Annotated in this window: 6 protein-coding genes and 1 pseudogene; 1 reads left to right on the forward strand and 6 read right to left on the reverse strand. The window is 69.3% G+C overall.

The genetic code is table 11. The features are described from left to right. From K2Z83_RS20125 to K2Z83_RS20135, 3 genes and pseudogenes are all read right to left on the reverse strand, one after another. A pseudogene (locus K2Z83_RS20125) lies at positions 1 to 327 on the reverse strand (pyruvate dehydrogenase); the annotation flags it as partial. Positions 328 to 557: 230 nt separating this feature from the next. Beyond that, positions 558 to 1,976, reverse strand: coding sequence for an amidohydrolase (locus K2Z83_RS20130; RefSeq protein ID WP_220596979.1), 1,419 nt, complete (start codon positions 1,974 to 1,976; stop codon positions 558 to 560). Positions 1,977 to 2,070: 94 nt separating this feature from the next. Beyond that, positions 2,071 to 3,096 carry an SDR family oxidoreductase gene (locus K2Z83_RS20135; protein WP_220596980.1) on the reverse strand — a complete coding sequence of 342 codons (1,026 nt, stop codon included), beginning with the start codon at positions 3,094 to 3,096 and terminating at the stop codon, positions 2,071 to 2,073. A 320-nt stretch (positions 3,097 to 3,416) separates the two neighbouring features. On the opposite strand from K2Z83_RS20135, the gene K2Z83_RS20140 reads away from it, so the two are divergent. Continuing rightward, on the forward strand, positions 3,417 to 4,382 hold the full coding sequence (locus K2Z83_RS20140; protein WP_220596981.1) for a protochlorophyllide reductase: 966 nt from the start codon (positions 3,417 to 3,419) through the stop codon (positions 4,380 to 4,382). 152 nt (positions 4,383 to 4,534) lie between these two features. Here the strand turns inward: K2Z83_RS20140 and K2Z83_RS20145 are convergent, their stop codons facing one another. From K2Z83_RS20145 to K2Z83_RS20155, 3 genes are all read right to left on the reverse strand, one after another. Then, positions 4,535 to 5,788, reverse strand: coding sequence for a hypothetical protein (locus tag K2Z83_RS20145; RefSeq protein WP_220596982.1), 1,254 nt, complete (start codon positions 5,786 to 5,788; stop codon positions 4,535 to 4,537). 56 nt (positions 5,789 to 5,844) lie between these two features. Next, positions 5,845 to 6,228 (reverse strand): Holliday junction resolvase RuvX, encoded by a 384-nt coding sequence (ruvX, locus tag K2Z83_RS20150; protein WP_220596983.1) that lies wholly within the window; start codon positions 6,226 to 6,228, stop codon positions 5,845 to 5,847. A gap of 73 nt (positions 6,229 to 6,301) precedes the next feature. Then, a partial coding sequence (locus K2Z83_RS20155) for a hypothetical protein (RefSeq protein WP_220596984.1) occupies positions 6,302 to 7,826 on the reverse strand: 1,525 nt, incomplete at its 5' end.

Consider the following 7,826-nt stretch of genomic DNA (forward strand, 5'->3'; position numbering starts at 1 on the left):
GCGTCGGGGCAACTGGCCGAGCAGGTACTGGATGGCGTGGAAGGCCGGTGAGGCGTGGGGCTTGACCGAGACTCGATCGCCGGGGCGCAGGTAGCGCAGGTAGAGGGCGGTGAGCACGCTGACGAGCGAGGCTGAGGAGGCCTGGTGGCCGCCGATCTTGCTGCCGTCGGGGTTGGGGCGGACATGGTTGGCGTGGTGGATCATCAGGGTCGAGAGCCAGAGCGCGCGGCGCTGGATCGACTCGAGGGCGACGAGCTCATCGTCGGGGATGGCCGCACCGGCGCGGCGCGGCGGCGGCTCCTGGCGGCGCTGCCGGAGTGTCGTCATGGGTTCCTCCCGATACTCGTCTCGCTGGTTCAATGGGGCATCTGCGGTCTATTATAGCCGATGCGCCGTTTGTGCCCGGCAGGCACATGCTCACTGGCGCTGCTGCGGCGCGGCGTATAGCCGCGCCGGCAGCAGCGCCAGCGTTTTGTGGGAGAGCTGCGCTCTCCCACACCCTCTGCGTCCATTGTGGCCAAACCAACAAAAGATTCGGGGGGGCCGGGGCGTAAACCCTAGTGCGGCACCGTCCCCTCGGGGATGGGGGTGACGTAGGGCACGCCCTTCTTCCTGCGGGCGAACTCAGCCTTGGCCTCGGCCAGCACGTCGGGCCGGGTCAGCAGGTCGATCCCGGCCAGGGCCATCGACTTGGCGGCCATGAGCATGCCCTTGGCCCCGATGCTGGAGCCCGAGGAGGCGGTGATCTGCCAGCTGTGGCCGGGCGTTCCGGTCGGCCAGCAGGTCGTCGTCACCTGCCCGGTCGGCGTGATCTGGCTGACGTCGCCGACCTCGGTGGAGCCGGGCATGGTGATCGGCACCTCGCTGTGGCGCAGCACCTCGCCCCAGAGCGGCACCTCGGCCATGGCCGGATCGAGCTCCTGGGCCACCAGGCGCTGGGCGATCGCCAGCGAGGCCTCCACCGTGCCGGGGGCGAAGGTGGACTGGAGGCCGCGGGCGAACTCCTGCTCCTCCTCGGTGAAGGAGATCGGGCCGACCTCGCACATCTTCTCGTAGAGCAGCTTCGAGAGGGCCAGGTTCGGCAGCAGGTCGTAGCAGCCGGTCACAAAGTCGATGTCGTAGGTCGTCCCGCTCATCAGGGCGGCGCCCTTGGCGATATCGAGCACGCGGGCGTAGATCGCCGCGACCTGGTCGCGGCGGGGGGCGCGCACGAAGTACCAGATCTGGGCGTAGGCCGGCACGACGTTGGGGGCCTGGCCGCCGTGGGTGATCACGCTGTGGATGCGGGCGTCGGGGATGATATGCTCGCGCAGATAGTTCACCCCGATGTCCATCAGCATCGCCCCATCGAGGGCGCTGCGCCCGTTGTGCGGGTCGGCGGCGGCGTGGGCGGTGACGCCGTGGAAGTTGACCTTGAAGGAGTTCATGGCCTGGGATGAGCCGGCCCAGACCACGTTCGAGTCGCCGGGGTGCCAGGCGATCGCGGCGTCCAGGTCGTCGAAGAGGCCGGCCTTGGCCATAAACGTCTTGCCGACCAGGGTCTCCTCGGCGGGGCAGCCGTAGAAGCGGATGGTGCCGGGGATGTCGCGCTCCTGCATGGCCTCCTTAACGGCCAGGGCCGCGCCGAAGCTGGCCACGCCGAAGAGGTTATGGCCGCAGCCGTGGCCGGGGCCGCCGCTCTGCACGGGGCTGTGCGTGGTGGCGAGGCGCTGCGAGAGGCCGGGCAGGGCGTCGTACTCGCCGAGGATTCCGATGATCGGCGCGCCGCTGCCCCAGCTAGCCACGAAGGCCGTGGGCATCTGGGCCACCTCGCGCTCGACGGTGAAGCCGGCGGCCTCCAGCTCGTCGGCCAGCAGCTTCGAGGCGAACCGCTCCTCAAGGGCGGGCTCCGGGTGATCCCAGATCTGCCGGGCCAGGTAGGACAGCTTCTCATCGTGGTCGTCCAGATAGGCCACGGTCGTCTGCTCGGTCGTCATCGCTCGCGCTCCTTCTTCACATTCAGGGCATGCCGGATGCGCGCCATGATAGCACGGCCCGGCGGGGTCCCCGCGCGCGCCCGCGCGGTCGGCATCACGCCCCGCGCAGCTGCCGCACCGCCCCCGCAAGCCCCTGCTCGTAGGCCGCGATCAGCCCGTCGAGCTGCGCGTCCAGCTCCGCATCGACCTGCTGCCGCGCCGGGTCGGCGTCGAACCAGGCGAGCGTGCGGGCGATGCCGACCTTGAAGGGCGTGGTGGCCACATAGTCGGGCACAAAGCGGCGGATCTTGCTGTTGTCGAAGATCACGCTGGAGCACTTGTCGCCGATCAGGCTGCCGGTCATCTCGGGGAAGCAGGCGCAGATAAAGTCCGAGGCGATGTGGACGATCTTCGCCTCGGCGCCCGCCGCCGCCGCCGTGGCCGCGTAGAGCTGGTCCCAGGTCAGCGCCTCGTCCGAGGTGATGTGGAAGGCGTGGCCGGTGGCCTGCTGGTGGCCGAGCAGGCCGACAAAGCCCTTGGCGAAGTCGCTGTTGTGGGTGACCGGCCAGAGCGAGCTGCCGTCGCCGGGGACGACCACCGGGCGGCCGGCGCGCATGCGGGCGATGATCGTGTAGGGCAGCCGCCAGCTGTTCATCGCCAGCGGGATCTGCGTGTCGCCGTAGGTGAGCGAGGGCCGCACGATGGTGACGGGGAAGCCCTCCTCGCGCAGGGCGCGCATCAGCCGCTCCTCGCAGGCGATCTTGTTGCGCGAGTAGTCCCAGTAGGGGTTGGCCAGGGGCGTGCTCTCGGTGACGAGGTAGTGGCCCACCGGGCGCTGGTAGGCGCTCGCCGAGCTGATGAAGATGTACTGACCGACCCGGCCCCTGAACAGCGCGATGTCGCGCTCGACCTGGTCGGGCGTGAAGGCGATCCAGTTGACCACCACGTCGAAGCGCCGCCCGGCCAGGGCCGCCTCGACCGCCGATTGATCATTGATGTCGGCGACGATCGAGGTCGCGCCCTCAGGGATGTCGGCGCGGCTGCCCCGGTTGAGCAGGAACAGCTCGACCCCGCGCTCCACCGCCAGCCGCGTACACGCCGTGCTGATCAGCCCCGTCCCGCCGATGAAGAGAACGTTCATGGGAGCCTTGCTTCTAAGGCGAAAGTTCACAGGAGATGCACTGCTTGACGACGGTCACTCCTGCCCCTCCGGCCACTGTGATCACCGCTGGTATGAGCATAGCACGCCCGGGGCGGCTGCGCATGCTGTGGCGCTGTCTGCCCAGGGCCTCTGCAACGTCACCTCTTGGTGGGTCTTCCAGCTCGGCTAGGGCGGCGTCCCCAGCGCCGCCCCGGCTCAGCTCTCGGTGGGGTAGCGCGGGCGTCCCTGTTTTGACATTTAGACATGGTAAAAGTATCCTATGGGACAGCCCCCATTTGTGAGTAGCCCAGGGATCTCAGATGAACCAGAAACAGCCGGCGACGGTGGTGATCACCGGTGCCTCTTCGGGAGTTGGCCTCTACGCGGCCAAGGCCCTCGCCCAGCGCGGGGACTGGCACGTGATCATGGCCTGTCGTGACATTGTGAAAGGCGAGCGGGCCGCCCGCGCCGTCGGGATGACCCGCGGCACCTACACGGTGATGCACCTCGACCTGGCCTCGCTGGCGAACGTGCGTCACTTCGTACAGGATGTGCGGGCCAGCGGGCGCAGCCTCGACGCGCTGGTCTGTAACGCGGCGATCTACATGCCGCTGATCAAGGAGCCGCTCTACAGCGTCGATGGCTACGAGCTGACTGTGGCGACGAACCATCTCGGCCACTTTCTGCTCTGCAACCTAATGCTTGAGGACCTGCAGAGGTCGACCTCCGGCGACCCGCGCCTGGTCATCCTGGGCACGGTGACCCACAACCCCAGCGAGATTGGCGGCAAGATCCCGCCCCGCCCCGATCTGGGCAACCTGGACGGCTTCGCCGCCGGGTTCACCGGCGCGCATGTGATGATCGACGGCAAGAAGTTCGAGCCGGTGAAGGCCTATAAGGACAGCAAGGTCTGCAACGTGCTGACGATGCGCGAGCTACACCGGCGATTCCACACCTCGACCGGCATCACCTTCAGCTCGCTCTACCCCGGCTGCGTCGCCGACACGCCGCTCTTCCGCAACCACTACCCGCTCTTCCAGAAGCTCTTCCCGATCTTCCAGCGGCGGATCACCGGCGGCTATGTGTCGCAGGATCTGGCCGGCGAGCGCGTCGCCGCCGTGGTGGCCGACCCGGACTACCGCGAGTCGGGGGTCTACTGGAGCTGGGGCAACCGCCAGCGCAAGGGCCGCGAGGCCTTCCACCAGAAGGTCTCGCCGCAGGCCCGCGATGAGGCCCGGGCGACGCGCATGTGGGATCTGAGCGCGCGGCTCGTCGGCATGGGCTAGCGCGCCGCCGTCAGGCGGGGGGTTGGGGGTGGCTTCGCCAGCCCCAACAAAAGCAGGGGTGGGAGAGCTGCGCTCTCCCACAAGAGCCTGATGGTGCTGCGGCGCGGCGTAGCCGCGCCGCAGCACCATCAGGTTTATAGGCGGCGGGGCGCCTACTTCTTCATCTCGACCCCGAGCAGCCCGAGCAGCACGTTGTAGGGCGGCGCGTTCTCGGGGTGCGCCTCGAAGCGGGCGCGCTCGAACCACTGGGTGACATAGGTCTTGCCATCGCTCTGGGTCTCGGGCTGCGGGTCGCTCAGGGGCAGGCCGAAGAGCGCCAGGCTCTCCTCGGGGCTGTAGCCGCGCCTGCCGTCGAACTCAAGGCCGTGGCTCTGCCAGTAGCTCAGGAAGGGCTCGCAGATGGCGTGGCCGGTCTCGGGGAAGTATCGGCAGCCCGCGGGCGCCCCGCCGAGCTTCGGGATCTGCTGCCAGTCACGGCCCTGCCGCTCCAGCACGGCGGCCCCCAGGCGGCCGAGCAGCACGTCGTAGGGGGGCTTGTTCTCCGGGTGCAGCTCCAGCCGGTTGCGCTCGAACTCCTGGGCCTGGAAGGGCTTGCCCTCGATCATCACGCTCTGCTGCGGGCCGATCGGGTAGCCGAACACCGGCAGGCCGCCGTTCTGCTTCCAGTAGTCCAGGAGCCGCCCGCAGACCTGGAACCCGGTCTCGGGGAAGGTCTGGCAGTTGCCGGGCGTGGGTTGGGCCTGCTGCTGGCCGACCTCGGCGCGGAATTTATCGCTCAGCTCCTTGGTCAGGCGCAGGTAGAGGTCGCCGTACGTTTCGCTCGGCTCGATATGGCTGCCCTCGAAGAACTCGTTGAAACTGGTGAGCACGACGGCCTGGGCGTTGCGGTCGATCGCCGTCTGCCAGGTGCCCCGGTAGTAGTCGCCGCCCTGGCGGTCGCGGGCGTGGCCGCCACGGAGCTTCAGGTCATCGTAGCCGGGCATCACCGTGGCCACGAAGGGCCGGCTCTGGCCGTTCGCCTGGTTGTAGCGGTCGAGGCGGCCGGCGTACGAGGCCATCGCCGCGCCAGGGCGGGACTCCCAGGTGATGTCGAAGTAGTAGAGGGCATCGTACACATCGAGGTAGCTGAAGTCATCGGTGCCGCCGAACCAGTACTGCTGGCGGTTTGGGTCGGCCCGGTTGCGCAGCTGCTTCCATGTGTCCAGGCCGCCCAGCGAGGGCGGGTAGAACCAGAAGACCACCGGCTTGCCCTGGAAGGTCAGGTAGTTCGGCTTGGTCATGAAGTCGCTCTGGAGCACGCCGAGCGCGCGGGCCAGGCCATCCACGCTCTTGAGCCCGGCCCAGGCCGACTGGTCGGGGATGATCGCGAACTGGAGATCGCTGCCCATCTGCGTGGACAGCTCCATGATCCGGCGGCAGCGCGTATTCAGGCGCTCCTCGTCGGGCCCGAACCAGGTGCAGATCAGGGCGTCGATCCCTCGATCTGCTGCTTGCGCTTCTCGGGCTTGACGCCGAGGTCGCGCAGCATCTGCTCGGCGGCGGCGGTGGAGAGCCGCTCGTCGAAGAGGGCCACGGGCATGGCGAGGGCGGACTCAAGCTCGCGGGCGAAGGCGCTGATCAGCTCGGCCTGGGGGCCGACCTCGCCGCGCAGGGTGAGGGGCAGCCCGGCCACCACCTCCACCACCTCGTGCTCGCGCACCAGCCGACCGATCTCGGCGAGGGCGCGCTCGCGCGACTTCGCCGAGATCGTGGTGAGCGGGCTGGACAGCACGCCTGACGCATCGCTCAGGGCCACGCCGATCCGCCGCGCGCCGACATCCAGCCCCAGGACCCGTCGGTCAACCATCATGTAATCAGGATGCAGGGGCCAGGGCAGGGCTGAAATCCTGCCTCCCGCCTCCTGCCTCCTGCCTCCTTGCTTATCGCGCCTCAACGTGTAGCTGGAAGTCCCAGCCGGGCAGCTGCTCCATATCGGGGAGGACATAGATGCCGATCATACCCCGCTGCTGGAGCTCCTGGAGCGCCGCGTCGGCCTCAGCGCGCGACTTGCCGCGCACGGCGTCGCGCACCAGCTGGAGCGTTCCAGCGCTCAGGCCGGGGCCGCAGGCCGGGTCCTGGGTGTTCGGGGCGATCTGGCCGTCCACCGTGAGCCGCTCGCCGTCCCAGCGCCAGCCGGTGATCGCCGGAGCCTTGCAGTCGCCGGGCTTGAGCTGGCCGGTCTGGCGCAGCTGCTCGGTGAGCGCCGAGCCGAGCTGCCCCTCGATTGTGGTGCCGGGCGTGGTGGACAGGGCGCTATAGTGGGCCTGCACCGTCAGGGTGAAGGAAGGGTTCTGCGGGTCAACCGTCTCGCCAACGGCGGGTGAGACCGTGTAGTCGAAGCCCTGGAGCTGCTGGAGCTCGGCGCGGCGCGGGATGATCGTCGTCGGCTCAAGCTGAAGGCCGCGCGCGGCGGCGAGCCCCTGGAGCTGCTGGCGCGCCTGGGCGTCGAGCTGGGTGAGCCCCTGGGCCAGGATCGCCTGCACGTCGCTGTCCTTGACGATCCGCACCTGGTCCTCGCTGCCGCCCGTGATCGGGCCGTTCTGCACGATCAGGGCGCCGCTATCCACATTGAAGGTCTGGCCGCCGGGAACGACGACCCTGCGGATGCTGTTCGCGTCCACATTTGAGGCGCTGCCCGCCGACCGGGCCACAACCTCCAGGGTCGCCGTGCCGCGGGTGGTCACGATCTGGGCACCCTGGTCGCTCGTCGTCGCCGGGGGCACCGTCACATCGACGCCGCTGATGAAGGGCACCTCCTGCCCATCGGGCTTCACGGCGACGAACTCGGTGCCGGCGGGCAGCGTGATCGGCTGCTGGTTGCCGCTGTAGATCGTGACCATCCCCCGGGCGCTGCCCGAGGGGGACATGGTCGTCTCTGCTATCTCGCCGCTCACGCTCACCGCCACTTCGCTGGCGACCCCCTCGGCCTCGACGGCGGTGCTCGCCCCGCCGCTGCCGGGGGCGGTGAGCGGGATCGGCATGGCGCTGATCGGTGCGACCTCGTCGGGGCGGATCGGCGCGGACACGCCCACGGTCGCCCCGCCTCCCAGGAGGAGCATGGCGGCGACGGCGGCGCTCGCCAGCAGGATGATGATCAGCAGCACTGGGACGAGCCAGCTTCTGCTGCGCGGCGGGGAGATCGGCGCCTTATCCTCATCATAGATCGAGCGGCCTCGTGCGGGCATGGGCTGGGTGCTCGTCTGGCGGGCCGGGCGAGGCTGCGGGGGCGGGGCCGCGCTGCGGCGTCCGGTCTGCGTGGCGCGGGACTTCTCCTCGGGCGAGAGCTCGATATCCTCGGGGCGGATGCGCCGGGGCGCGGGGGGGGCGTCGGCGCGGCGCGGCGGCGTGCGCCGCAGGTCGGCCTCCTCGGCGCCGATGCTGTCCAGGGAGTCCATAAAATCATCA

The sequence above is a fragment of the Oscillochloris sp. ZM17-4 genome (genome assembly GCF_019599295.1).
GTDB lineage: Bacteria > Chloroflexota > Chloroflexia > Chloroflexales > Chloroflexaceae > Oscillochloris.